General features: G+C 75.4%; 21 protein-coding genes. 11 read left to right on the forward strand and 10 right to left on the reverse strand.

The genetic code is table 11. The features are described 5' to 3' along the window. Positions 1-32: 32 nt before the first annotated feature. Entirely contained in the window at positions 33-1,847 is a 1,815-nt protein-coding gene (locus tag ACGBYP_RS03710; RefSeq protein WP_411581910.1) for an AMP-dependent synthetase/ligase, read from the reverse strand. A gap of 175 nt (positions 1,848-2,022) precedes the next feature. On the opposite strand from ACGBYP_RS03710, the gene ACGBYP_RS03715 reads away from it, so the two are divergent. Genes ACGBYP_RS03715 through ACGBYP_RS03730 form a run of 4 tightly spaced genes read left to right on the forward strand, consistent with a single transcriptional unit; the run spans position 2,023 to position 5,082 of the window. Further along, the gene (locus ACGBYP_RS03715; RefSeq protein ID WP_411581911.1) at positions 2,023-2,454 is read left to right on the forward strand and encodes an SRPBCC family protein; all 432 of its coding nucleotides are present in this window, start codon (positions 2,023-2,025) and stop codon (positions 2,452-2,454) included. Further along, the gene (locus ACGBYP_RS03720) at positions 2,454-3,620 is read left to right on the forward strand and encodes an ArsA family ATPase (RefSeq protein WP_411581912.1); all 1,167 of its coding nucleotides are present in this window, start codon (positions 2,454-2,456) and stop codon (positions 3,618-3,620) included. Before ACGBYP_RS03715 ends, ACGBYP_RS03720 begins: the two co-directional genes overlap by 1 nt. Next, the gene (locus tag ACGBYP_RS03725) at positions 3,617-4,057 is read left to right on the forward strand and encodes a hypothetical protein (protein WP_411581913.1); all 441 of its coding nucleotides are present in this window, start codon (positions 3,617-3,619) and stop codon (positions 4,055-4,057) included. The genes ACGBYP_RS03720 and ACGBYP_RS03725 overlap by 4 nt, the downstream gene beginning before the upstream one ends. Next, a complete protein-coding gene (locus ACGBYP_RS03730; RefSeq protein ID WP_411581914.1) occupies positions 4,054-5,082 on the forward strand; it encodes an ROK family glucokinase in 1,029 nt (342 codons plus the stop codon). Before ACGBYP_RS03725 ends, ACGBYP_RS03730 begins: the two co-directional genes overlap by 4 nt. 147 nt (positions 5,083-5,229) lie before the next feature. Here the strand turns inward: ACGBYP_RS03730 and ACGBYP_RS03735 are convergent, their stop codons facing one another. Together ACGBYP_RS03735 and ACGBYP_RS03740 are read right to left on the reverse strand one after the other, a co-directional pair. Further along, positions 5,230-5,913, reverse strand: coding sequence for a hypothetical protein (locus ACGBYP_RS03735; RefSeq protein WP_411581915.1), 684 nt, complete (start codon positions 5,911-5,913; stop codon positions 5,230-5,232). Continuing rightward, positions 5,910-6,689 (reverse strand): alpha/beta hydrolase, encoded by a 780-nt coding sequence (locus ACGBYP_RS03740; RefSeq protein WP_411581916.1) that lies wholly within the window; start codon positions 6,687-6,689, stop codon positions 5,910-5,912. The genes ACGBYP_RS03735 and ACGBYP_RS03740 overlap by 4 nt, the downstream gene beginning before the upstream one ends. Before the next feature lie 116 nt (positions 6,690-6,805). Between ACGBYP_RS03740 and ACGBYP_RS03745 the strand changes: the two genes are divergently transcribed. Then, on the forward strand, positions 6,806-7,588 hold the full coding sequence (locus ACGBYP_RS03745; RefSeq protein WP_411581917.1) for a lysophospholipid acyltransferase family protein: 783 nt from the start codon (positions 6,806-6,808) through the stop codon (positions 7,586-7,588). A gap of 9 nt (positions 7,589-7,597) precedes the next feature. On the opposite strand, the gene ACGBYP_RS03750 is transcribed toward ACGBYP_RS03745, so the two are convergent. Continuing rightward, the gene (locus ACGBYP_RS03750) at positions 7,598-8,887 is read right to left on the reverse strand and encodes a cation:proton antiporter (RefSeq protein WP_411581918.1); all 1,290 of its coding nucleotides are present in this window, start codon (positions 8,885-8,887) and stop codon (positions 7,598-7,600) included. 143 nt (positions 8,888-9,030) lie between these two features. Between ACGBYP_RS03750 and ACGBYP_RS03755 the strand changes: the two genes are divergently transcribed. Beyond that, positions 9,031-9,516, forward strand: a complete 486-nt coding sequence (locus tag ACGBYP_RS03755; protein ID WP_411582229.1) for a polyadenylate-specific 3'-exoribonuclease AS — start codon at positions 9,031-9,033, stop codon at positions 9,514-9,516. Further along, positions 9,513-10,100 carry a GNAT family N-acetyltransferase gene (locus ACGBYP_RS03760; RefSeq protein WP_411581919.1) on the forward strand — a complete coding sequence of 196 codons (588 nt, stop codon included), beginning with the start codon at positions 9,513-9,515 and terminating at the stop codon, positions 10,098-10,100. The genes ACGBYP_RS03755 and ACGBYP_RS03760 overlap by 4 nt, the downstream gene beginning before the upstream one ends. A 177-nt stretch (positions 10,101-10,277) precedes the next feature. Here ACGBYP_RS03760 and ACGBYP_RS03765 read toward each other — a convergent pair whose 3' ends face one another. Further along, the gene (locus tag ACGBYP_RS03765) at positions 10,278-12,368 is read right to left on the reverse strand and encodes a Cache 3/Cache 2 fusion domain-containing protein (RefSeq protein WP_411581920.1); all 2,091 of its coding nucleotides are present in this window, start codon (positions 12,366-12,368) and stop codon (positions 10,278-10,280) included. Between the two features lie 171 nt (positions 12,369-12,539). On the opposite strand from ACGBYP_RS03765, the gene ACGBYP_RS03770 reads away from it, so the two are divergent. The 3 genes from ACGBYP_RS03770 (at position 12,540) to ACGBYP_RS03780 (ending at position 16,698) form a co-directional block, all read left to right on the forward strand. Further along, positions 12,540-13,877 carry a class II 3-deoxy-7-phosphoheptulonate synthase gene (locus tag ACGBYP_RS03770; RefSeq protein ID WP_411581921.1) on the forward strand — a complete coding sequence of 446 codons (1,338 nt, stop codon included), beginning with the start codon at positions 12,540-12,542 and terminating at the stop codon, positions 13,875-13,877. 126 nt (positions 13,878-14,003) lie between these two features. Next, a complete protein-coding gene (locus tag ACGBYP_RS03775) occupies positions 14,004-15,047 on the forward strand; it encodes a threonine aldolase family protein (RefSeq protein WP_411581922.1) in 1,044 nt (347 codons plus the stop codon). 232 nt (positions 15,048-15,279) lie between these two features. Beyond that, positions 15,280-16,698 (forward strand): GntP family permease, encoded by a 1,419-nt coding sequence (locus tag ACGBYP_RS03780; protein ID WP_411581923.1) that lies wholly within the window; start codon positions 15,280-15,282, stop codon positions 16,696-16,698. 61 nt (positions 16,699-16,759) lie between these two features. Here ACGBYP_RS03780 and ACGBYP_RS03785 read toward each other — a convergent pair whose 3' ends face one another. The 3 genes from ACGBYP_RS03785 to pknB all read right to left on the reverse strand — a co-directional run bounded on the left by ACGBYP_RS03785 (position 16,760) and on the right by pknB (position 20,991). Further along, positions 16,760-17,923, reverse strand: a complete 1,164-nt coding sequence (locus ACGBYP_RS03785; RefSeq protein WP_411581924.1) for a S8 family peptidase — start codon at positions 17,921-17,923, stop codon at positions 16,760-16,762. 142 nt (positions 17,924-18,065) lie between these two features. After that, a complete protein-coding gene (locus ACGBYP_RS03790) occupies positions 18,066-18,962 on the reverse strand; it encodes a deoxyribonuclease IV (protein WP_411581925.1) in 897 nt (298 codons plus the stop codon). 10 nt (positions 18,963-18,972) lie between these two features. Beyond that, positions 18,973-20,991, reverse strand: coding sequence for a Stk1 family PASTA domain-containing Ser/Thr kinase (gene pknB, locus ACGBYP_RS03795; RefSeq protein ID WP_411581926.1), 2,019 nt, complete (start codon positions 20,989-20,991; stop codon positions 18,973-18,975). Positions 20,992-21,354: 363 nt separating this feature from the next. On the opposite strand from pknB, the gene ACGBYP_RS03800 reads away from it, so the two are divergent. Beyond that, positions 21,355-21,678 (forward strand): Rv2175c family DNA-binding protein, encoded by a 324-nt coding sequence (locus tag ACGBYP_RS03800; RefSeq protein WP_411581927.1) that lies wholly within the window; start codon positions 21,355-21,357, stop codon positions 21,676-21,678. A 97-nt stretch (positions 21,679-21,775) separates the two neighbouring features. Here the strand turns inward: ACGBYP_RS03800 and ACGBYP_RS03805 are convergent, their stop codons facing one another. After that, positions 21,776-22,705: a phytoene/squalene synthase family protein gene (locus tag ACGBYP_RS03805; RefSeq protein ID WP_411581928.1), complete on the reverse strand. Its 930-nt coding sequence runs from the start codon at positions 22,703-22,705 to the stop codon at positions 21,776-21,778. Further along, entirely contained in the window at positions 22,702-24,204 is a 1,503-nt protein-coding gene (gene crtI, locus ACGBYP_RS03810) for a phytoene desaturase family protein (protein WP_411581929.1), read from the reverse strand. Before crtI ends, ACGBYP_RS03805 begins: the two co-directional genes overlap by 4 nt. Positions 24,205-24,238 lie beyond the last annotated feature (34 nt).

Here is a 24,238-nt window from a genome sequence, read left to right on the forward strand (position 1 = left end):
GGCCCCGGGCAGGACCGTGCGGCGGGCCGGGGTCAGCGGCGCGCGGTGGCGGCGTCCGGCGCGTAGAGCGCCTCGACCTCGCCGCCGAACTGCTTCATCACCACGGCGCGCTTGAGCTTCAGGCTCGGGGTGAGCGTGCCGTTGGCCTCGGTGAAGTCCTCGCCGAGCACCCGGATCTTCTTGATCGCCTCGGCGTGGGAGACCGCCTTGTTGGCCTCGGCGACGGCGCGGTCGAGCTCGGCCAGCAGCTCGGGGTCCTGGCGCAGCTGCGCCGGGGTGAGCGAGGCGTCCTTGCCCACGGCCTTGAGCCAGGCCGGCAGCGCCTCGGGGTCGAGGGTGACCAGGGCGCCGATGAAGGGCCGCTGGTCGCCGACGACGATGCACTGGCTGACCAGCTTGTGGGCGCGCAGCCGGTCCTCCAGCACCGCGGGGGCGACGTTCTTGCCCGCCGCGGTCACCAGGATCTCCTTCTTGCGGCCGGTGATGGTCAGGAAGCCCTGGTCGTCGAGCTCACCGATGTCGCCGGTGCGGAACCAGCCGTCGGCGTCGATGGCCTCGGCGGTGGCCTCCTCGTTCCGCCAGTAGCCGCGCATCACGATGCCGCCACGTACGAGCACCTCGCCGTCGTCGGCGATCCGGGCGTCCACGCCGGGCAGCGGCCGGCCGACCGTGCCGATGCGCAGCGCGGCGTCGTGGTTGACCGCGGCGGCGGCGGTGGTCTCGGTGAGGCCGTAGCCCTCGAAGACGGTGACGCCCAGGCCGCGGTAGAAGTGGCCGAGCCGGGCGCCCAGCGGTGCGCCGCCGGAGATGGCCGCGTGGCACCGGCCACCCAGCGCGGCGCGGAGCTTGCCGTAGACCAGCCGCTCGAACAGCGCGTGCTGGGCGCGCAGCGCCAGGCCCGGGCCGCCGGTGTCCTGGGCACGCGACCAGGCGATGGCGACCTGCGCCGCACGGTCGAAGACCCTGCCCTTGCCGCCGGCCTCGGCGGTGGCCTTGGCGGTGTTGTAGACCTTCTCGAACACCCGCGGCACGGCCAGCACGAAGGTGGGCTGGAAGCGGCCGAGGTCGCCGACGAGGTCCTTGACGTCGGGGGTGTGGCCGAGCACCACGCGGTTGTCGATGCCACCGATCTGCAGCACCCGGGCCAGCACGTGCGCCAGCGGGATGAACAGCAGCAGCGAGCCGCGCTCGTTGAGGTGGCCGGACAGCAGGCTGATGCCGTTGCGGATCTCGAACAGGAAGTTGGCGTGGGTGAGCTCGCAGCCCTTGGGCCGCCCGGTGGTGCCGCTGGTGTAGATCAGCGTGGCCAGGCTGGCCGAGCCCAGCGTCGCCCGCCGCTCGGCCAGGACGCCGTCGGGGACGTCGGCGCCGGCGGTGGTGAGGGTGTCCAGCGCTCCCTCCTCGATGACCCAGAGGGCGTCGAGCTCGGGCACCTCGGCGCGGATGGACTCCACGACGCCGGCGTGCGCGGCGGTCTCGACGACGATCGCGCGGGCCCCGGAGTCGGCGAGCACCCAGGCGACCTGGTCGGGGCTGGAGGTCTCGTAGACCGGGACGACGACCGCGCCGGCGGTCCAGATCGCGTAGTCCAGGACCGTCCACTCGTAGCGGGTGCGGGCGAGCAGGGCGACCCGGTCGCCGGCCTGCACGCCACCGGCGACGAGGCCCTTGGCGACCCCGGCGACCTCGGCGGCGAACTGCGCGTAGGTGACGTCGGTCCACCGCCCCTCGTGCTGGCGGCGCAGGCCGACGTCGTCGGGGTGCTCGGCCGCGTTGCGCGCGACCATGTCGGTCAGCGCCTCGTCGGGGCCCACGGTGGCGGTGGGGGGAACGCTCAGCTCGCGCACGCCGGTCCTCTCTGTCCCGCCCTGCCGGGAGCTCCGTCGCACCCGGCCCGGACGTGGTCGACCTCCAATCTAGTCCGGCGACGCGCCCGGGCAGCAGCCCCGCGACCCCCCCGGACGAGCAGGAGGCCCCGGTCACGGACGGGAGGGGGTGCACCGAGCGACTACCCTGCGGCGCATGGCCGACCAGTCCACGCAGTCGATCGTCGTCGAGGCCCCCGCGGCCGACGTGATGGCCGTGATCGCCGACTTCCCGGCCTACCCGCGCTGGGTGGCCGCGGCCAAGGAGGTCGAGGTCCTGGAGACCGGCGCCGACGGGCGCGCCTCCCGGGTGCACTTCGTGCTCGACGCCGGCGCGGTCAAGGACGACTACGTCCTGGCCTACACCTGGGACGGCGACCACCGCGTCGACTGGACGCTCGTGCAGGGCCAGATGCAGAAGCAGCAGGACGGCTCCTACACGCTGGTCGAGTCCGGCGGTGCCACGACCGTCACCTACTCGATCACCATCGACCTGTCGATCCCGATGCTCGGACTGATCAAGCGCAAGGCGGAGAAGGTCATCCTGGACACCGCGCTCAAGGAGCTCAAGAAGCGCGTCGAGGGCTGATGCGCGCCGTGCAGGTCCTCCTCGTCACCGGCCCGGGTGGTGCGGGCAGCTCCACCGTCGCCGCGGCCACCGCGCTGCAGCGGGCGGCGGGCGGTGCGCGGGTCGTGCTCCTCACCGTCCAGCAGCCCGCGGTACCCCGCCTCGCCGACGCCGTCACGCTGGACGTCGTGACGCCGCTGCCGGCGCTGGAGACGCTGTGGGCCCAGCACGCCGACCAGTTGGCCGCCGCCGTCCCGGTGGTGACCGTGCCGCCGGCGACGTCGGTGGTGCCCGTGCCCGGGGTCGCCGGGTTCGCGCTGCTGACCGCGCTCGCCGGGCACCTCCGCTCCGGGGACGCCGACGTCGTCGTGGTCGACGCCGGCCCGCTCCCGGACGCGACCGCACTGCTGGCCCTGCCCGGGGCCCTGCGCTGGTGGCTCGGCCAGCTGGCCCCCACCCGGCTGCGGGTGCTCGCCACCCTGCGCGCCGCCGCGACCCCCGGCCGGCCCGGTGCCGCCGCGGGCCTGCTGGCCGCCGCCACCGTGGTGGAGGAGCTGCTGGACGCCGTGCCGCTGACCGATCCCGCCCGCACCGCCGTGCACCTGGTCCTCCGCCCGGAGCCGGCCGCCGGCGACCACCTGCAGCAGGCCGCCGCCGCGCTGGGCGTGCTCGGCCAGCGGATCGCCTCGGCGACCGTGGCCCGGGTGCTGCCGGCCGCGGCGGGGGAGTGGTGGGCCGCGCGCGCCGCCGTGCAGCAGGACGCGCTCGCCCGGGTCGGCGCGCTGCACACCCCGGTCGCCGAGGTGGCCGAGGCCGCCGTCCCGCCGGCGTCGCCCGCCGACCTGCTGGCCCTCGACGCCGCCGTCCCCGACGCCGTGCCCGCCCCGGCCGCGCCGTCCGCGCCCCGGCGGTCGGGCGAGGGTTGGACGCTCGACGTGCCGCTGCCGCACGCCCGCCGCGGCGAGGTGGGACTGACCCGCTGGGCCGACGACCTGGTGGTCACCGTCGCCGGCGTGCGCCGGTCGCTGCCGCTGGACGCGCTGCTGCGGCGCTGCACGGTGGTCTCCGGCCACCTCGCCGACCCCGGTACTGGGCAGGCCACCCTGGAGGTGCGCTTCGCTCCCGACCCGGCGCAGTGGCCGCCCGGGCTGCTGTCCGCCGCCACCACCGAACGGAGCCCCGCGTGACCACCCCCGGACCCGACTGGGTCGAGCAGGCCCGCCGGTTCGCCGCGGGCCTGGCCGCGGAGCACGCCGCCGGCGCGTCGCTGTCCGACGTCCTCGGCGGGCTGCTGGGCCCGGCCGCCCCGGCGGGCGACCACCCGGCGGGCGACCACCCGGCCGGCGACCACTCGGCGGAGTGCCGCTGGTGCCCGCTGTGCACCGGCCTGGCCGCGCTGCGCGGCCGCCGTCCCGACCTGCTCGAGGCCCTGGCCGACGTGCTCACCACCGCCGCGACGACGCTGCGGGCCCAGGCGAGCACCCAGGGCACCCCATCCCGGCCCGGCGGCAGCGACGCCGCAGCCGGTGCCCCTGCCCCCGCCGCGTCCGAGCCGGACGCGGCCGCTCCACCGGAGACGACCGTGCCCCACCCTGCCCCCGTCCAGCGGATCGACGTCGCGTGAGCGCGACCGACACCGACCCGGGCGTGCTCCCGTACGGCTGCGCCGAGGACGCCGCGGCGCTGCCCGCGCTCGGCATCGACATCGGCGGCACCAAGGTCGCCGGCGGCGTCGTGCTGCCCGACGGCACCGTCACCGACACCGCCCGCCGGCCCACGCCCGGCAAGTCGGTGGCCGCCACCGAGGACGCGATCGCCGCGGTGGTCGACGAGCTGGCCGAGCGGCACGGCGGGCCGCTGGTCGGCGTGGGCGTCGGCGCGGCCGGCTGGTTCGACCGCACCGGCGACACCGTGCTGTTCAGCCCGCACCTGGCCTGGCGCAACCAGCCGCTGCGCAAGGAGCTGGCCGACCGGCTGCAGCGCCCGCTGTGGGTGGGCAACGACGCCGACGCCGCCGCCTGGGCCGAGTACCGGTACGGCGCCGCCCGCGGCAGCAGCCTGATGCTGATGATCACCCTGGGCACCGGCATCGGCGGCGGCATGGTCATCGACGGCCGGTTGCAGCGGGGCGCGCACGGCGTCGCCGGGGAGTACGGCCACATGCGGGTCGTCCCCGACGGCCGGCTGTGCGCCTGCGGCAACCGCGGCTGCTGGGAGCAGTACGCCAGCGGCAACGCCCTGGGCACCACCGCCCGCGAGGTCGCCCACTCGTCCCCGGCGGCCGCCGCGCACCTGCTCGACCGCGTGGACGGCGACCCCGACCGGATCACCGGCGAGGACGTCGCCCGCGCCGCCGCCGACGGCGACCCGCTGGCCGGTGAGCTGCTGGCCGAGGTCGGCACCTGGCTGGGGCAGGGCATCGCGGACCTGTCCGCCGTCCTGGACCCCGAGGTCGTCGTCATCGGCGGCGGGGTGAGCGTGCTGGGGGAGACGGTGCTCGGCCCGGCGCGGCAGCGCCTGGAGCGGGCGCTGCCCGGCCGCGGCTTCCGCCCCGGCCCGCGCATCGTCGCCGCCGAGCTGGGCGCGCAGGCCGGCCTGGTGGGCGCGGCCGACCTCGTCCGCCGCGCCGTCTGCGAGGGTGACGCCTGACCTGACCTCCGCCGCGACCCGGCACGGACGAGGTCCTGAGCAGGGTCGAGCCCTGCCCCCTGGGGGCAGGGCTCGACCGTGCCCGACACCTCTCAGGGAGCCGGACCGGACCGCCCGTCCGGGGCCGCGCGGACCGGGAGCCGGGGCTCAGACCACCGCGCCGTCGTCGCCGTCGTCGGTCGAGCGCTCCCGCATCCGGGACACCAGCACCCCGGCACCGCCGATCAGCGCGGCCACGCCCAGCACCAGCCCGGTGTCGACCGAGAGCCCGAGCCGGCCCGGCGCGATGATCAGCACGGCGCCGACCAGGATCAGCAGCAGCGAGTACAGCGACGCGGGCGCCAGCACCGGCAGCGGCGGGGGCGGCGGTGGCTCGAAGTGCTCCTCGGGCAGGTCGAGCACCGAGCGCTCGGCCGGCGGCGGGGGCGGGTCGTCGCGGGGGACGCCGGCGGGCGCGGTGGGGCCGTGCTCGGCCTCGAAGGCGGCGACGATCCGGGCGAAGGCCGCGTCGTCGGCGGCGGGGTCCCGGGCCGGCCGCGGCGGCGACGCGGCGGGGGCGGTCGGCCCGCCGTGCTGGTCGAGCACCGCGGCCGCCTCCGCGCGCCGGGCCCGGTCGACGAACAGCCGGTCCGAGGGCGGGCTGGGCAGCGAGACGCCGCGGGTGTACGGGTCGACGTCGGTGGAGGGCTCCAGGTAGGCGGCGATCCCGGCGGCGGCCAGGACGTCGAGCAGGTGCTCACCGATCCGCGGGTCGACGTCGCGCAGCGGGTGCCACAGGACGGCGTCCAGGCCGTTGTCGCGGCGGCCGCGACCGCGGCGGGGGAGGGTCACGCCGTCGTCCCGCGGGGGGCGGGCACGCGGTCCCGGATCCAGGCCACCGAGCGCTCGAAGACCAGCGGGGCGTCGTTGTCCAGGGTCGCCACGTGGAAGCTGTCGTGCAGCAGCACCTCGGTGGTGTCGGTGCTGGCGGCCCGTTCCAGCAGCAGCCGGGTCGAGGCCGGTTCGACGACGTGGTCGGTGACGCTGCGGAACACCAGCAGCGGCGCGCGCACCGCCCCCAGGTCGGCGCGCACCGCGGCCCACAGCCGGCTCAGCGCCAGCGCGGCGCGGGTGGGCAGCCGGGGGTAGGCGAGCTCGGTGACGCCGGGCTTCTTCACGTCGCCGGCGATCGCGGCCCAGGCCGGGGTGAGCCGGGCCAGCAGCGGCAGCAGCTTCGCGTCCCGGCGCTCGGTGAGCAGCGAGGGGTTGACCAGCACGAGGGCCGCGACGTCGTCCGGACGGCGCTCGGCCAGCCGCAGCGCCAGCGTCCCGCCCATCGACAGGCCGGCCACGACCACGGCGTCGCACCGGCCCAGCAGGTCGTCGAGGGCGGTGGAGAGCGCGGCGTACCAGTCGTCCTCGGTGCTGGTGTTGGCGTCCTGCCAGCGGGTGCCGTGCCCGGGCAGCAGCGGGCAGCGCACGGTGAACCCGGCCGCGGCCAGGTGCTCGCCCCAGCCGCGCATGCTCTGCGGGGTGCTGGTGAAACCGTGGCAGAGCAGCACCCCGACCGGCCCGCCCGGCAGGTCGAACGGCTCGGCCCCGGGCATCACCGGTGTGGCCTGCGGCATCGGTCCTCCGGGGGGCGGCTGGGGTGGGGCGGCTGGGGCACGATGGGCCCGGACGGCTCGCCGATTGTCGGACGGCTGCGTGCCTCCCTAGTCTGACAGTCGCTGAGGGAGGCGCGTTGTTCTACTGGTTCCTCAAGTTCGTGGCCGTCGGCCCGATCGTCACGCTCGTGCTCCGGCCGACGGCCGAGGGCACCGAGCACGTGCCCGCCAAGGGTGCGGCGATCATCGCCAGCAACCACCTGTCGGCCGCCGACTGGGTCTTCATGCCGCTGTCGCTGCGCCGCCGGGTCACCTTCCTGGCCAAGGCCGAGTACTTCACCGGCCACGGGCTCAAGGGCGCCGCGCAGCGTGCCTTCTTCGCCGGCAGCGGCCAGGTGCCCATCGACCGCACCGACGCCAGCGCCGCCGAGGACGCCATCCGCACCGGCATGCGGATCCTGCACGAGGGCAAGCTGCTGGGCATCTACCCCGAGGGCACCCGCTCGCCCGACGGCCGGCTGTTCCGCGGCAAGACCGGCGTGGCCCGGATGACCCTGGAGACCGGCGCCCCGGTGGTGCCGGTCGCGATGGTCTACCGGCCCCGCCGGGTGCCGCTGCCGGGCAGGGCCGGCCGGGTCCTGGGCGAGGTGTTCGCCCGGGTGACCGTGCGCTTCGGGCAGCCGCTGGACTTCTCCCGCTACGCCGGCCTCAGCGGCGACCGGTTCGTCGAGCGGTCGATCACCGACGAGATCATGTACGAGATCATGGAGCTGTCCGGCCAGGAGTACGTCGACCTGTACGGCGCCAAGGTGAAGAAGTCGATGGACACCACCGGTGCCTCCGCGGCCGACGCCGTCGGCCGGCTCCAGCCGCAGCCGCGCGAGACCGCCGACCGGCTCCCGGACTCCCTCGCCGGCTGACCGCGGCGGTCAGACCGCCGTGGTGGTGGCCTGGTCGGGCGTGCCGTGCAGGGCCACGGCGGCCTTCTCCCGGTGCCGGTCCAGCCGCTCCATCACCGGGGTGGCGGCGATGCCGTGCACGACCACCGAGCCCAGCACGACCAGCACCGTCACCCGCCAGAGCTGGTCGGCGCCGGCGAAGTCGGCCTCCTCCAGCGCGTACGCCAGGTAGTACAGCGAGCCGATCCCGCGGACGCCGAAGAAGGAGATGACCGCGCGCTCCCGGCGTCCGGTCTTGCCCCGCGCGAGCCCCAGCCAGCCGGTGGCCGGACGGACGACGAAGAGCACCAGCGCGGCCAGCGCAATCTCGGCCCAGGTGACCTCGGCCAGCGCACCGCGGGCGACCGCACCGCCGAGCAGCACCAGCAGCACCATCGTGAGCAGCCGCTCCACCTGCTCGACGTAGGTGTGCAGCGTCCGGTGCTGGCCGTGCGCGCGCTCCGCGGCGCGGATGGTGCAGGCGCAGACGAAGACGGCGACGAAGCCGTAGCCCTCGGCGAGCTCGGTGACCCCGTAGGCCAGCAGGACGGTGGCCAGCGCGACGAAGCCCTCGGCCCGCTCGGCGAGCCCGGCCTCCTGGGACCGGGCGGAGAAGAACAGCAGCCGCAGCACCCAGCCGACGGCGATGCCGACGGCCACCCCGGCGGCCAGCCGCCACAGCACGTCCAGCAGCAGCCAGTCGACCAGCCACTGCGAGGGCGCCGCGCCGACGGTGGCCATGGCGATGGCGGCGTAGGTGAAGGGGAAGGCCAGCCCGTCGTTCAGCCCGGCCTCGGCGGTGAGGGCGAACCGCGCCTCGTCTTCGCTCTCGACGTCCTCGGTGGGCTCGCCGACCTGGACCTCGGTGGCCAGCACCGGGTCGGTGGGGGCCAGCACGGCGGCCAGCAGGACCGCGGCGGCGGCCCCCAGGCCGAGCAGCCAGGCGCCCAGCAGCGCGGTGGCGACGATCGTCAGCGGCATGGTGACCGCCAGCAGCCGCCAGGTGGTGGCCCAGCGGTGCCAGCCCACGGGCCGGTCCAGCGCCAGCCCGGCCCCCAGCAGCGAGACGATCACGCACGCCTCGGTGAGGTGCACCGTGACGGTCGCGTGCTCCATCGGGTCGGGGGTGGGCAGCCCCTGGACGAGCGCGAAGACCAGCACGCCGATGCCCACGACGACCATCGGCACCGAGACGGGCAGCCGGCGCAGCAGCCGGGGGAGCAGGGCGGCCAGCAGCGCGGCGGCGCCGGCCAGGGCGTAGGTCGAGCCGGTGGGGTCCATCGCCGGTCAGCCCGCCGGGGAGGGGGTGGTCTGCGGTGCGTCGTCCTGGCTCATCGCTCCCAGGATGCGGGACGGGCGCAACTCGGTGGGCCGCCGCCGGCGGGGTGCACGGACCCAGCAGCGCCTACCGTGTCCGGGTGACCGTGCGGCGCTACTTCTACGACACCGAGTTCATCGAGGACGGCACCACGATCGACCTGGTGTCGATCGGGGTGGTCGACGAGACCGGCCGCGAGTTCTACGCCGTCAGCACCGAGTTCGACCCCGACCGGGCCATCCCCTGGGTGCGCCGGAACGTGCTCGACCAGCTGCCCTCCCCGGCCGACAAGGCCTGGCGCAGCCGGCAGCGCATCCGGGAGGACCTGCTGTCCTTCCTCACCGCGCCGGGCGGGGAGATCGAGCTGTGGGCCTGGTTCGCCGCCTACGACCACGTCGCGCTCGCCCAGCTGTGGGGCGCGATGCCCGCGCTGCCCCGGGCGGTCCCGCGGTTCACCCGCGAGCTGCGCCAGCGCTGGGACGACGCCGGGCAGCCGGCCCTGCCGCCGAAGCCGGCCGGCACGCACGACGCCCTGGTCGACGCCCGCTACAACCTCACCCGCTGGCAGGTCATCGAGGCCGCGCGGTCGTGACGGCGACGGCCGCTGAGATCCGGACGCTGTTGGCCCGCGCCTACGTCGCGGACCCCCTGCTGACCTGGGTCTTCCAGGACGACGAGGACCGGCTCGAGGCGACGGCCGCCTGGTTGGGCGTCAGCGTCGAGCGCCACCTGGAGGTCGGCGAGGTCGAGCACGTCCGCGAGGACGGCGAGCTCGCGGCGGTGGCGCTGTGGCGGCGACCCGGCACCGTGCTCGCCGGACCACCGGGCCAGCTGCCGACGGCCGGCGGCCTGCTGCAGGCGATCGTCGGCGCGGACCGGGCTGCGGACATCGCGGCGGGCTTCGCGGCGGCACCGCGCCTGCCGGACGACGTCCCGGCCGCCTACCTGCACTTCCTGGCCGTCGCGCCGGACGCCCAGGGCCGCGGGCTGGGTGGGCGGCTGCTCGACAGGGTGGTCGCGCGCACCCGCGCGGACGGCGTGCTCCTCCGGCTGGACACCACCAACCCGGCGAACCTCCCGTTCTACCGAGCGCACGGCCTGGTGGTCCGCGCCGAGGAGCGGCTGGGCCCGACCGGACCGCGCATCTGGCGTCTGGAGACCGACGTCGCGCGCTGAGCCCGGTCCCGGGACGGTCCCTGTGCGCCGGGTGCCCGTTCCGTCGGCGCAGTGGGCAGCCGACGCACAGCGCCGGCCGCTCGAGCAGCCGAGCCTGGCCGGTCTCACCCGGACCGGGGACGCCGACGGGGCCGCCGGCAGCTGAGCGCTGCCGACGGCCCCGTCGGGGTGCCGGTGCTAGACGGTGAAGACGTTGATCAGGCGGGTCAGCTCACCGGAGAGCTGGTCGAGCTCCCGGGCGGCGGTCCGTGCCTGGTCGACGTCGGCCGCGGTGCGGTCGGCGTCGGTGGTGACGTCGTTCATCGTCTCGGTGACCGAGGTGGCGCCGTCGGCGACCGAGCTGACGCTGCGGGACAGCTCGTTGGTGACCGCCGTCTGCTCCTCCACCGCGCTGGCGATGGTGGTCTGGTGGTCGTTCATCTCCCGGATGACGCCGACGATCTGGGAGATCGAGCCGACCGCGGCGCTGGTGTCGGCCTGGATCGACTGCACGCGCTGGTGGATCTCCTCGCTGGCCCGCGAGGCCTCCTGGGCCAGCTCCTTGACCTCGGTGGCGACGACGGCGAAGCCCTTGCCGGCCTCGCCGGCGCGCGCCGCCTCGATCGTGGCGTTCAGCGCCAGGAGGTTGGTCTGCTCGGCGACCGCGGAGATGACCTTGACGACGTCGCTGATCTCGGCGGAGCTGGTGCCCAGCGCGGCGATCGCGGTCTCGGTCTTCGCGGCGAGGTCGACCGCGCCCTGGCCGACGTGGCTGGCGTCGCTGGCGCTGCGGGCGATCTCCCGGATCGCCGAGCCCATCTGCTCGGCACCGGCCGCGGCGGAGGAGACACCGGAGCTGATGTCGCTGGCCGCCGCGTGGGCGTTCCGGGCCTGGTCGCGGCTGCGGGCGGCGCGCTCACCGAGCCCGTCGGCGATGCGGGAGACACCCGACGCCGACGACGCGAGGGAGCCCGCGGCCGAGCCGATGTCGCGGATCGTGCCGGCCACCTTGTCGACGAACCGGTTGAAGGCCCCGGCCAGCTCGCCGACCTCGTCGCGGGCGGAGTCGTCGACCCGCTGGGTGAGGTCGCCCTCGCCGTCGGCGATCTCGGCCATCCGCTGGCGCAGCGCGTCCAGCGGTGCGGTGAGCCGGCGGCCCATCGACCAGGCGATGAGGAACCCGACGACCCCGACGAGCAGCGCGGCGAGCACCAGCGCCGTGTACATCCCCGAGCGGCCCTCGTCCAGGCGGGTGACCGGGCCGGCGAAGTCGCTGTCCTGGGCGTCGACGACGACCACCCAGTCCCACGGCGCGTAGTACGCGACCTGGACGGTGTGGGTGCCGGTCGCGGCGTCGCGGTAGCGGACGGTCGCCTGCGCGCCGTCCTCCAGCCCGACCGCGGTCTCGACGACCTCGGCGATGTAGGCCTTGCCGTCGGCGTCCTGCGCGTCGAGCAGCGTCGTGCCCTCGGTGGACTCGTCCTGGCCGATGAGCACCGTGCCGGCCCGGTCCCCGGTGCCGCCCAGCGCCCAGACGGTGCCGTGCTCGCCGGCGGTGGTGGTCTGCAGGCTCTCCCGCAGCGCCGGCAGGTTCTCCTGCTTGACGCCCACGTAGATCATGCCGATCACCTGGTCGTCGGCGTCGAACAGCGGCTGGTAGGCCGTCACGTACCAGGAGTCGACGACGAACGCCGTCCCGCGGTAGGTCTCCCCGGCCAGGACGGCGGCCAGGACGGCGTTGGGCGTGCCGTTGGCGCCGACGGCCGGGATGTAGGTGCCGATGGCCCGGCTGCCGGTGGCGCTGACGACGTTGGTGGCCACCCGGAGCATGTCCCCGGCGTCGTTCATCCGCTGGAACACCGTCGCGGTGCCGCCGACGAGCGACTGCACCTGGTCGACGACGGGGGTCGGTGCCGCGACGTCGGCGTTCTGGCCCAGCCAGTCGCGGCCGACCTGGGCGCGGGGAAGCGCGACCGGGGTGACCTCGCTGGTGACCTGGTTCTTCGCGTCCCACTGGACGGTGTTGCGGGTGCCGGACCCCAGGTTGAACCCGCCGCTCTGCTGCAGGACGTAGTTGGCGACCTGCAGGTCGCTGTCCACCTTGGCCGCGGTCGACTCGCCCTGCGTGGCCACGACGTCGTACACGCCGTCGGCGGTCTGGGCGATGCTGTGGTCGACCAGGTCCTGGACGTCGGCCCGGGCGTCGTCGGCGAACTGTCCGCTCTGCCAGGCGCTCACCCCCACCATGGCCGTCCCCGTGACCGCGATGCTGGCCACTGCCAGCGCCACGACCTTCGTCCTGATGCCCCTGCGCACGTGTGCCCCCTGGCCCGCTTCCCCGGGCGGGAGATCCCGCCTCGGGTCCCTCATCGGCAGCCCGGGCGATCACCGGTACCGGGGGGCCGGCGGCGGGGACGTGCGCGGTGCCGGCGGGGTGCGGGCCGCCGGTACCCTCGTGGCGTGAGCCTCCTTGAAGCCGCCGAGCAGGTGCCGGACCTGGACCGGTGGCGGGAGCTGCCCGCCGCCCAGCAGCCCGAGTGGCCCGACCGCGCCGCGCTGGACGCCGTGCTGGCCACCCTCACGTCCGTGCCGCCGATCGTGGCGCCGGCCGAGGTCGACACCCTGCGCCGTCAGCTGGCCGACGTGGCCCAGGGCAAGGCGTTCCTGCTGCAGGGCGGCGACTGCGCGGAGACCTTCGACCTCAACACCGAGCCGCACCTGCAGGCCACCACCCGCACGCTGCTGCAGATGGCCGTCGTCCTGACCTACGGCGCGAGCGTGCCGGTGGTCAAGGTGGGCCGGGTGGCCGGGCAGTACGCCAAGCCGCGCTCGTCGAACACCGACGCGCTGGGCCTGCCGTCCTACCGCGGCGACATGGTGAACTCGCTGAACCCGGTGCTCGAGGAGCGGATCCCCGACCCCAACCGGCTGGTGCGCGCCTACGCCAACTCCGCCGCGGCGATGAACATGATCCGTGCCTACGCCCGGGGCGGCCTGGCCGACCTGCACGCGGTGCACGACTGGAACAAGGACTTCGTCGCCAGCTCGCCGGCCGGCGTCCGCTACGACGTCATCGCCCAGGAGATCGACCGGGCGCTGGCGTTCATGAAGGCCTGCGGCATCGACGACGCCGCGCTGCGCGGCGTCGAGCTCTACAGCAGCCACGAGGCGCTGATCCTGGACTACGAGCGCGCCCTGCTGCGCGTCCACGAGGGCCGCCCGTACGCGCTCAGCGGGCACTTCGTCTGGGTGGGCGAGCGCACCCGGCAGATGGACGGCGCGCACATCGAGTTCGTCTCCCGGCTGGCCAACCCGATCGGGGTCAAGATCGGCCCGACGACCACGCCGGAGCAGGCCACCGAGCTGGTCGAGCGGCTCGACCCCGAGGGCGTGCCCGGCCGGCTCACCCTGATCAGCCGGATGGGCAACGGGAAGATCCGCGACGTCCTGCCGGCGATCGTGGAGAAGGTCACCGCCAGCGGCCACCAGGTCGTCTGGCAGTGCGACCCCATGCACGGCAACACCCAGGAGTCGCCCAGCGGCTACAAGACCCGGCACTTCGACCGCGTCGTCGACGAGGTGCTCGGCTTCTTCGCCGTGCACCGCAGCCTGGGCACCTGGCCCGGCGGCATCCACGTCGAGCTCACCGGTGAGGACGTCACCGAGTGCCTCGGCGGGGCCATGGAGATCAGCGACGACGACCTCAACAGCCGGTACGAGACCGCCTGCGACCCGCGGCTGAACACCGGTCAGTCGCTGGAGCTGGCCTTCCTCGTCTCCGAGATGCTGCGCAGCTGACGCAGTCCAACGACCCCGTCCCCCTCATCCCTCGCTCGCTGGGGACGAGCCTCTGGACGGGGCCTGACCCCCACCACTCGCGAGCTCGCGGCGGGCCCCTGCAGCGGGGCCGAGAGGCACACTCGAATGACATCTCCTGACACCACGGGCGCGGTCGACCTGCGCTCGGACACCCTCACCAGGCCCACCGCCGGCATGCGCGCGGCGATGGCCGAGGCCGAGGTCGGCGACGACGTCTACGTCGAGGACCCCACGGTCAACGCCCTCGAGGAGCGGGTCGCCGACCTGTTCGGCCACGAGGCCGCGCTGTTCGTGCCCAGCGGCACGATGGGCAACCAGATCGGGCTGCGGCTGGTCTGCGAGCCCGGCCAGGAGGTCCTCGGGGACGCCGACGCGCACGTCTTCACCTACGAGATGGGTGCCGCGGCCGCGCTGTTCGGGCTCTCCTCGCGCACCGTCGTCTCCGGCGACGGCGGTGGCGGGTACGGCGACGCCGGCACGGTCTCGGCCGACCAGCTCATCGCCCAGGTGCGCCCGAAGGACGACTGGCACCTGACCGCCACCGCCGCGGTGGCCGTGGAGAACACCCACAACCGCGGCGGCGGGCTGGTGCAGCCGCTGGCCGAGCTGGAGAAGCTGTTCCAGTGGTCCCGCGGGGCCGGGGTCAACGTGCACCTCGACGGCGCCCGCATCTGGAACGCGCACATCGCCTCCGGTGTCCCGCTGTCGACCTACGGCCGGCTCGCCGACACCGCCTCGGTGTGCCTGTCCAAGGGCCTGGGTGCGCCGGTCGGCTCGGTGCTGGTGGCCAGCGCGGAACGGATCGCGGCGGCCCGGCTGTGGCGCAAGCGGCTGGGCGGGGGCATGCGGCAGGTGGGCGTGCTGGCCGCGGCCGGCGCCTACGCCCTGGACCACCACCTCGAGCGGCTGGCCGAGGACCACGAGCACGCGCGGCTGCTGGCGTCCCTGCTGGGCGTCGACCCGGCCGGGGTGCACACCAACATGGTGGTCGTCGACGACGTCGACGCCGACACCGTGGTGCCCGCGGCCCGCGCCCAGGGCGTCCTGGTCGGGCACGTCAGCGCCCGGCGGATCCGGCTGGTCACCCACCTGGACGTCGACCGGTCCGGCGTCGAGCGCGCGGCGAAGGTGCTCACCGAGCTCCTCTGAGCCCGCGCCGGTCGGGCGCCCGGCCGGGACGGCACCACCTCCGGGTGCGCTCGCCGCAGGAGTCCTGGGGTCTCGCCGCCCCCGGGCCGCGAGGACGTGGAGCGTGCGGGCCCGGACCGAGGCCGAACCGAGATCCGCCGGCGGTGGCGGGGGAGGCGTCCCCTGACACAGTGGTCACCTCCTCCGCGCCCGCGGTGGGGACCCGGTCACCGCCGACTCGAAGAGGTCTCCCGTGCCACCACCCGAACCCGCCCTGGGCACCACCGCCCTGCTGTTGATCGCGGTGGCCGCGGTCGCCGTGCTGCTCGTCCTGATCATGAGGTTCCGGGTGCACGCCTTCGTGGCCCTGGTCCTGGTCAGCCTGCTGACCGCGCTGGCCACCCGCATCCCGGTCGGCGACGTGGTGTCCACGCTGCTGTCCGGCTTCGGCTCGACGCTGGCCAGCGTCGCCCTGCTGGTCGGGCTCGGGGCCATGATCGGCAAGCTGCTGGAGGTCACCGGCGGCGCACAGGTGCTGGCCGACACGCTGATCAACCGCTTCGGTCAGCGCCGGGCGCCGCTGGCCCTGGGCGTGGCCTCGCTGCTGTTCGGGTTCCCGATCTTCTTCGACGCCGGCTTCGTCGTCTTCCTGCCGATCATCTTCAGCGTCGCCCGGCGCTTCGGCGGCTCGGTGCTCACCTACGCGCTGCCGGCCGCCGGCGCCTTCGCGGTCATGCACGCCTTCGTGCCGCCGCACCCGGGTCCGGTCGGCGCCGGCGACATCCTCGGCGCCGACATCGGCCTGCTGGTGCTCACCGGTCTCGTCATCGGCCTGCCCACCTGGTACGTCGCGGCCTACCTCTACGGCCTGTGGGCCGGCCGGCGCTTCTCCGTCCCGGTGCCGACGTCCCTGGCCGGGACGACGTCCGGGCAGGGCTCCGACGGGGACGCCGGAGGCGGCGTCACGACGGCGGTCGGCCGCAAGGCCCCGCCGCGCTTCAGCACCGTCCTGCTCCTGCTGCTGCTGCCCCTGGTGCTCATCCTGCTCAACACCGGGTTCACCACGCTGGGCACGGCCGGGGCCGTCGACGGGGAGGCCGGCTGGGTGCAGTGGGTGACGCTGCTCGGGCAGACCCCGGTCGCGCTGCTGATCACGGTGCTGGTGGCCATGGTGGTGCTGGCCCGCGAGCGGTTCTCCCGCGCCGAGACCGAGACGCTGCTCAACGACTCGCTGGGGCCGGTCTGCGCGATCATCCTGATCACCGGCGCCGGCGGGATGTTCGGCGGCGTGCTGCGGGCCAGTGGCATCGGCACGGCCCTGGCCGACAGCCTGGAGTCGATCGGCCTGCCGGTCATCGTGGCGGCTTTCGTGATCTCGACCTGTCTGCGCGTCGCCCAGGGCTCGGCCACGGTGGCGCTGCTGACCACCGCCGGGCTCATCGCGCCGGCGGTCGAGTCCGCCGACCTGTCGCGGCTCGACGTCACGTTCGTGGTCATCGCCATCGCCTGCGGCGCCACGGTGCTGTCGCACGTCAACGACTCGGGGTTCTGGCTCGTCGGCCGGTTCCTGGAGATGGACGTCAAGACCACGCTGCGCACCTGGACGGTCATGGAGACGCTCATCGGCGTCGTCGGCTTCGCCATCGCCGCGCTGCTCTACGCGGTCGTCTGACGACGCACCGGGGCCGGGCCGCCCGCACGCGCGGACGACCCGGCCCCGGGAGTCGGACGGCTCAGTAGGCGCTGAAGAGCAGGTCGTTGTTCGCCGTCCGGGTGGTGGTCACCCGGTCCCTGGTGGTGCCGCCCAGGACGGCGGCGGAGACCGTCGCCGGGCTCGCCGCCGGGTTGCCCTGCAGGTGGAGCGCGGCGACGCCGGCCACGTGCGGGGTGGCCATCGACGTCCCGCTGATGGTGTTGGTCGCGGTGGCGGAGGTGTACCAGTCGCTGGTGATGCCGACGCCGGGGGCGAACAGGTCGACGCAGGAGCCGTAGTTGCTGAACGAGGCCGGGGCGTCGGTGCGGTCGGTGGCGCCCACGGTCAGCGCCGCCGGCACCCGGGACGGCGAGCCGGCGCAGGCGTCCTGCGGCACCCCGCGGGAGTTGCCGTTGCCGGCGGCCACCGCGTAGGTGACCCCGTCGGCGATGGAGCGCTGCACGGCCGCGTCGACGGCGGTGCTGGCCCCGCCGCCCAGGCTCATGTTGGCCACGGCCGGGGCGCCGGCGCTGTGGTTCGCGGTGACCCAGTCGATGCCGGCGATGACCCCGGCGTTGGTGCCGCTGCCCGCGCAGTCGAGCACCCGGACGCCCACCAGGCGCACGCCCTTGGCCACCCCGTACCGCGTGCCGCCCACGGTGCCGGCGACGTGCGTGCCGTGGCCGTTGCAGTCGTCGGCGCTGCCGCCGTCCACGGCGTCGTAGCCGGACACCGCGCGGCCGACCAGGTCGGCGTGGTCGAGCCGGATGCCGGTGTCGATGACGTAGGCGGTGACCCCGGCGCCGGTGGCGGTGTAGCTGTAGCTGCTGTTCAGCGGCAGGGCCCGCTGGTCGACCCGGTCCAGGCCCCAGGGGGCGCCGGTCTGGGTGGCGGCCAGCTGCACCGGCTGGTCCTTCTCCACCGACGCCACCCCGGGCAGCGTCGACAGCCGGTCGGCCACCGTCGTGGGCAGCGTGACGGCGAACCCGGTCAGCGCCGCGGTGTAGACGTGGTCGACCTCGCCGCCGAGGCGCGCGACGGCCTGGGCCGCGATCGACGCGGCGGGGGAGCCCGGGGTGAGGCTGACGATGTAGGTGTCCAGCGTCTGCGGAGCGGCGGAGGCGGTGCCGGCGCCGACCCCGGTCACGGTCAGCGCGGTGACGGACAGGGCGCTGAAGGCCAGGGCGGTCAGACGGGTGCGCATGGGCAGGAGCTCTCCTCGATGCGGTGAGGCCGCACTCTCTGGTGCGACACGGACACGTCGAGTGAAACCCGCCGGTCCCGGAGGCGGAACCCCTGCGCCGGTGGGATCGATTGCGGTCGGCGCGTCGCCGGTGCTGGGCGTGTCAGCCGGCGACGGGCACCCGACCTGCGGGGACGCCGTCCCGCAGGGCGCAGAGCAGGGCGATGTCGCGGGCGTGCCCGTCGTCCGCGCTGGGCGTCTCGACCACCACCGGCACGCCCTGCACCGCCGGGTGGGCCAGCAGCTCGGCGAAGGGGGCGGTGCCGATCGAGCCGGCGCCGATCGTGGTGTGCCGGTCGCGGGTGGAGCCGCAGGCGTCGAGGGAGTCGTTGGCGTGCACCAGCCCGAGCCGGTCCGGGCCCACGGTGGCCACCAGGGCGTCCAGGGTCGCCGTCATGCCGCCCGGGACGGACAGGTCGTGGCCGGCGGCCCAGGCGTGGCAGGTGTCGAGGCAGACCCCGACCGCGGGGTGGTGCTCGAGGGCGGCCAGGTAGGGCCCGAGGTCCTCGACCGTGGCTGCCAGCGATCGCCCGCCGCCGGCGGTGGGCTCGATCAGCAGCCGGGGCGCGCCCGCGGGCAGCTCCTCGAGCACCGGTAGCAGCCGCTCGTGCAGCTGTGCCAGTGCCGCCTCGTACCGGTCGGCGCTCACCGCGGAGCCGGCGTGCACCACGACGCCCCGGACACCGAGCTGGGTGCCGCGCGCCAGCGTGTGCCGCACGGTCTCGACCGACTGGTCGACGGTGGCCTCGCTCGGCGAGCCGACGTTGACCAGGAACGGCGCATGGACGAACGAGGGCACCCCGCGCTCGGCGCAGCCGGCGGTGAAGGCGGCGTCCTGGGCCGGGTCGCCGGCGCTGGGCCGCCAGCCGCGCGGGTTGCCCACGAACACCTGGACGGCGCGGGCGCCGACGGCGTCGGTGTAGGCCAGGCCGCCCCTGGCCAGGCCGCCCTTGACCTGGATGTGCGCGCCGATCGGCGGCGGGGAGTGCGGGAGGGTCACGAGGTGCAGGTCAGCCGAACGTCGCGAGGATGGTCACGGTGGTGCCCAGCTCGACGGTCTCGCCGGCGCCGGGGGTCTGCCGGATGACCCGGTTGCCGAAGAACTGCTGCACCTCGACGTCCAGGCCGGCCTCCTCCAGGGTGCGCTGCGCGTCGTCGCGGCTCTGGCCGATGACGTCGGGCACGGCGATCAGGGGGAACCCCTCGGAGACGGTGATGGTGACGGCGCTGCCGTAGGGCTGCGGGTCGTCGTCCGGGCCGGGCGCGACGGCCATGACCGACCCCGCGGCCACGGTGGCGCTGCGGCCCACGTCGCGCTGCACGGTGAAGCCGAGCTGCTCCAGCGTCGACTGCGCGGCGTCGGGCGACTGGCCGACGACGTCGGGGACGTCGACCGGCGCCCGGCCGGCGGAGACGAGCACGGTGACCGTGTCACCGCGCTTGAGCTCGGTGCCCGGGGCCGGCGTGAAGCCGATGACGCTGCCGGCCGGGACGTCGTCGCTGAAGTCCTGCTCCTGGGCGACCGTGACGTCGGGCAGGTCGGCGGCCAGCCGGGCCAGCACCGGGTCGAGGGGCTGCCCGGTCAGCTCCGGGGCGACCGTGAAGCGCTCGGGGCCCTTGGAGGTCACGAGCGTGACGTCGGTGCCGCGGATCGCCTCGCCCGACGCCGGGTCGGCGGAGACGACCGCGCCCTCGGGGAACTCCTCGCTGAACTCCTGCTGCCCCAGCTCGGGGTCCAGCCCGGCCTCCTGCAGCAGGCCGATCGCGGTGTCGCGGTCCTTGCCGACCAGGTCGGGGACGTCGGTCCAGCGGCCGGTGGCCAGCCACCAGGCCACCGCGCCGATGGTGACGGCGAGCAGCAGCACCAGGGTGACGGCGAACCGGGCCCGACGACGGCGGATGTGCTGGGGCACGCCGGGTCGCACGGGGGAGGGGCGGGCCCGGCCGACGGCGGTGGTCGGGCCGCCGCCCATGCCCGGCAGCACGGTGGTGCCACGGCTGCGGTCGGGGCGGACGCCGGCGAAGACCTCGGTGCGCGGGTCGCCGTCGGGGGAGCCGTGTCGGCCGCCGGGCGAGCTGGGCTGCCGCGGCCGGGGCGCGGTGGGCCGGTTGGTGGGGCGCAGGGTCGCGGTGGGGTCACCGGCCGGGCGGCCGGTGGGCACCGGCACCCGGGCCAGGCCCAGGTCGGCGCGCAGGTCGGTCAGCTCGGCGAGGAAGGCCCCGGCGTCCAGCGGGCGGCCGGCCGGGTCGCGCCGGGTGGTGCGGGCGACCAGCTCGTCGACCTGCCACGGCACCCCGGGTGCCTCGGCGGACGGCGCGGGGACGTCGTGGTGCACGTGCTGGTAGGCCACGGCCAGCGCGCTGTCGCCGACGTAGGGCGGGTGGCCGGTGAGCAGCTCGTAGAACATCACGCCGGCCGCGTACACGTCGCTGCGGGCGTCGCTGCGGCCGCGCTCGAGCTGCTCGGGCGAGAGGTAGGCGACGGTGCCGATCAGCACGCCGCCGGTGTGGCTGGTCTGCCCGGTGCCGGCCACGGCGCGGGCCAGCCCGAAGTCGGCGACCTTGACCTGGCCGTCGGTGGCGATCAGCACGTTCTCGGGCTTGACGTCGCGGTGGGCGATGCCGGCGCGGTGGGCGGCGGTGAGCCCGGCCAGCACCGGCTCCAGGACGGCGAAGGCCTCGCCGACGGTCAGCCGGCCGCGGGCTTGCAGCAGGTCGCGCAGCGTGCGCCCGCGGACCAACTCCATCACCAGGAAGACCAGCCCCTGGTCGGACCCCTGGTCGCTGACGGAGACGACGTTGACGTGGCTGAGCATCGCGGTGGCCCGGGCCTCGCGGGTGAACCGGTCGACGAACGCCGGGTCGTGGGCCAGGTGCTCGGCCATCACCTTGACCGCGACCGTGCGGTGCAGGCGCAGGTCGGTGGCGGCGTAGACGGTGGACATGCCGCCGCGCGCCAGGCGCTCCTCGAGGCGGTAGCGCCCCTCGAGGACGAGGCCGACCACGGGGTCGGTCACGACGGTCTCCACGCCGGCGAGTCTAGGAGAGCGACACGCCCCTGGGAGGCGACGACGCGGGCGCCGAGGTCACGGGATGGACACCGGTCGACGGGAGTGACCAGGCGGACGGATGGGACGACGCTGCGTGGTCGCCGTGCGCCGCGAGCGGCCAGTGGGACGCCCGGGGGACGACGGTGGGCGGCGCGGGTGTCCACCGCCGGGACCGGGCCGGGGACGGTGCTGCGGCGCCGACTGGTCGCCGCGCGCACGAGGTGTCCGGTCCACACGCCCCCATGGTGTCCGCCGAGCCTGTGGGCAGCCCGCCGGCAGGCCGCGCCACGCCGTCCGGGCCGCCCGGCGGCGTGCTGCCGCGGCGCCATAGGCTCGGCGGTCATGGACACGCTCACCCCCGCTGAGGTCGCCGCGCAGCTCGGCGTCTCGACCAACAAGGTCCGCCAGCTGATCGCCGAGCGGAAGCTGATGGCCGTGCCCGGCAGCGGCAACAGCAAGATCCCGGCCGACTTCATCCAGGACGGCGCCGTCCTGAAGCACCTGCCCGGCCTGCTCACCGTCCTGTACGACGGCCGGTTCACCGACGAGGAGGCTTTCGCCTGGCTGTTCGAGGCCGACGACTCCCTGCCGGGCACCCCGGTCGAGGCGCTGCGCGGCGACCGGCACACCGAGGTCACCCGGCGCGCCCAGGCGCTGGCGCTCTGACGCTGCACTCCTGACGCTGCACTGCTGACGTCGCACTGCTGACGTCGCACTGCTGACGTCGCACTGCTGAGGCCGCGCCGCTGACGCCCGCCCGGCGTCAGCGGCGCGTGCCCACCCGGGCGAGCTGGGCGGCGCTGAGCCGGCGGGCGAAGACGGCCAGCCGGCGCGGCCTCGACACCCGCACCCGGCCGTCGAGCACCCGGTACTCCGCCCGCTCGATCTCGGTGAGGATGCCGCCGTAGAGGTCGGTCGCGGCGCGCACGCAGTCGCGTGACTCGCGGGCCAGCATCGGGGTGCCCAGCGCGGCGTCGTCGTAGCGGCGGCGGGTGACGTCGACCATCTCCCGCATCAGCGCGGTGAAGCCGGGGGTGTGCTGCCGGGCGGACAGCTGCTCCCGGCTCACGCCGTGCGCGGCCATCATGTCCTCGGGCAGGTAGACCCGGCCGCGGTCGACGTCCTCGGCGACGTCGCGCAGGAAGTTGGTGAGCTGGAAGGCCTCGCCGAGCGCGATGGCGTGCGGGGCGGCCTCCTCGCGGGCCACCCCGGGGGCGGTGCCCAGCACGGGCAGCACCTGCAGCCCGATGACCGACGCCGAGCCCCACATGTACCGGTCGAGGGCGGCCAGGTCGGCGTAGCCGGTGACGTCCAGGTCGCTGGTCATCGCGGCCAGGAAGTCGACCAGGTGCTCCATCGGGATGTCGTGGCGGCGGTAGGTGTGCACCAGCGCCAGCCGCACCGGGTCGTCGGACCAGCCGGCCTCCACCTCCGCCAGCGCGGCCCGTGACCAGGCCAGCAGCTCGCCCTCGGGGTCCCGGCCGGGCTGGTCGGCGCCGACGTCGACGATGTCGTCGGCGACCCGCGCCGCGGCGTACAGCGCGTGCACCGACGACCGGCGGTCGGGGGTGAGCAGCCGGGTGGCCAGGAAGTAGGACTTCCCGTGCTCGGCGGCGATCGACCGGCAGACCGCGTAGGCGGCGTCGAGCTGCGCCTGCTGGGCCGCGCGGGTGGGCGGGGGTGCGACGCTCACGCCTGCACCGGGCCGGTGATCCGTTCCGCGGCCAGCCGGCCGCTGATCACCACCATCGGGACGCCGACGCCCGGCTGCACCGAGGAGCCGGCCAGGACGACGTTCTCCGGGCCGCTGCGGGGCAGCGTCGAGGGCCGGAACGGGCCGGTCTGGCCGAAGGTGTGCGCCAGCGCGAACGGGGTGCCGGCGACCATGCCCTGCGCCTCCCAGTCGCGCGGGTTCAGCAGCTCCTCGACCTCGATCGCGTCGGTGATGCCGGTCCAGCCCCGGGCCTCCATCGTGGCCAGCAGCTCGTCGCGGTAGCGGGGGGTGAGCGCATCCCAGTCCAGGTCGGGGTTGCCGCCGCTGCGCCGGTCGAGGTTGGGCGTGGGGGCCACGACGCTGAGCACCTGCCCGCCCTCGGGGGCCAGCGAGCGGTCGGTGGCCGAGGGCATGCTGATCAGCAGGCTCGGGTCGCTCATCGGGCGGCCGTCGCGGGTGAGCTCGTCGAAGACCTGCTGCCAGGACTCCCCGAAGCTGATCGTGTGGTGCGCCTGTCCCGGCAGCTCGGCCCGCACGCCCAGGTGCATCGCCACGCAGGACGGCGAGTAGACCGGCCGGCGCGGGCCGCGCAGTCCGGGCACCAGCCGGTGCGGGGCGTCGGCGGTGACCACGACGGCATCGGCGGGCAGCAGGTCGCCGCCGGCCAGCGCGACGCCGGTGACCCGGCCACCGGAGACCTCCAGCCGGTCGACCTCGGTGCCGTAGCGGAAGGCGACCCCGGCCGCGGCGGCCGCGGCGGCCATCGCGCGGGGGACGGCGCCGATGCCGCCGGCCGGGTGCCACACCCCGGCGCCGATGTCGAGCTGGGCGATGACGGCGTAGGCGGCGATCGCCTTGAACGGGGAGACCCCGGCGTAGAGCGCCTGGAAGCTGAACAGCCGGCGCATCCGGTCGTCGGCGAAGAAGCCCGCGACGTGGTTGGACAGCCGGCGGAAGCCGCCCCGGCGGGTCAGCCGGAGCAGCTCGGGGCCGAGCAGGTCCAGCGGGGAGTCGAGGTTGCGGTCGATGAAGGTGCGCAGCTGCAGCTCGTAGAGCTCGGCCAGGTCGTCGAGGTAGCGCAGCAGGGCCGCGGCCTCACCCGGCCCGCACAGCGCCTCGACCTCGGCGGCGAAGGCGGTGCGGTCGGCGTGCACGTCCAGGTGCGAGCCGTCGGCGAACTGCGCCCGGTAGGTGGTGTCCAGCGGGGTGAGGGTGAGGGTGTCCTCCATCCGCGCGCCGACGGCGGCGAACGCCTCGGACACCACCTCGGGCGCGGTGAAGACCGAGGGCCCGGTGTCCAGCGCGTACCCGGCGCGCTCGACCCGGCCGGCGCGGCCACCGGGACCGGGGCAGCGGTCGACGACGGTGACCTCGCGGCCGGCGCCGCGCAGCCGCATCGCCGCCGACAGCCCGGCCAGCCCGGCACCGATGACGACGACCCGGTCGGTGCGGCCCGGCACGGTGCGCAGCCGGGTCATCGGAGACCACCGACATGGCCATCCCGGCGGCGCG

Origin of the sequence: Modestobacter sp. SSW1-42 (assembly GCF_046635825.1) — a bacterium.
In the GTDB taxonomy this organism is placed as follows: Bacteria; Actinomycetota; Actinomycetes; order Mycobacteriales; family Geodermatophilaceae; genus Modestobacter.

What these genes read in the sequence shown, in the direction of transcription:
- ACGBYP_RS03715 (WP_411581911.1), top strand. Translation starts at nt 2,023, where the DNA reads ATGGCCGACCAGTCCACGCAGTCGATCGTCGTCGAGGCCCCCGCGGCC.
- ACGBYP_RS03720 (WP_411581912.1), top strand. Translation starts at nt 2,454, where the DNA reads ATGCGCGCCGTGCAGGTCCTCCTCGTCACCGGCCCGGGTGGTGCGGGC.
- ACGBYP_RS03740 (WP_411581916.1), bottom strand. Translation starts at nt 6,689, where the DNA reads ATGCCGCAGGCCACACCGGTGATGCCCGGGGCCGAGCCGTTCGACCTG.
- ACGBYP_RS03750 (WP_411581918.1), bottom strand. Translation starts at nt 8,887, where the DNA reads ATGGACCCCACCGGCTCGACCTACGCCCTGGCCGGCGCCGCCGCGCTG.
- ACGBYP_RS03775 (WP_411581922.1), top strand. Translation starts at nt 14,004, where the DNA reads ATGACATCTCCTGACACCACGGGCGCGGTCGACCTGCGCTCGGACACC.
- ACGBYP_RS03785 (WP_411581924.1), bottom strand. Translation starts at nt 17,923, where the DNA reads ATGCGCACCCGTCTGACCGCCCTGGCCTTCAGCGCCCTGTCCGTCACC.
- ACGBYP_RS03800 (WP_411581927.1), top strand. Translation starts at nt 21,355, where the DNA reads ATGGACACGCTCACCCCCGCTGAGGTCGCCGCGCAGCTCGGCGTCTCG.
- crtI (WP_411581929.1), bottom strand. Translation starts at nt 24,204, where the DNA reads ATGACCCGGCTGCGCACCGTGCCGGGCCGCACCGACCGGGTCGTCGTC.